General features: G+C 31.9%; 1 protein-coding gene. It reads left to right on the top strand.

All coding sequences use genetic code 11. The annotated features are described in order from the left end of the window. On the top strand, nucleotides 1-226 hold a 226-nt coding region (locus E6A48_RS11765; RefSeq protein ID WP_219710491.1), incomplete at both ends, for a transporter substrate-binding domain-containing protein.

The following is a 226-nucleotide window of genomic DNA, read 5'->3' as shown; positions in this document are numbered from 1 at the left end:
AGATTTAGAGGCTAAAAGAATAGATGCTGTGATAGTAGATGAAATAGTAGCTCGTTATTATATATCTAAAGAGAATGCTGACTTTGAACTTTTAGAAGAATATCCTATTACAGCTAAATCGTTTGGAGTTGGTGTAAGAAAAACAGATACAGAATTATTAAATGCTATTGATAAGGCTTTAGATGATATGAGGGCTGATGGAAAGGCTGCTGAAATATCTACTAAA

The sequence above is a fragment of the Brachyspira pilosicoli genome, from assembly GCF_019402445.1.
Classification (GTDB): domain Bacteria; phylum Spirochaetota; class Brachyspiria; order Brachyspirales; family Brachyspiraceae; genus Brachyspira; species Brachyspira pilosicoli_B.
Note: the sequence above shows the minus strand (reverse complement) of the source record. Positions and strands in the feature narration are given on the sequence as shown.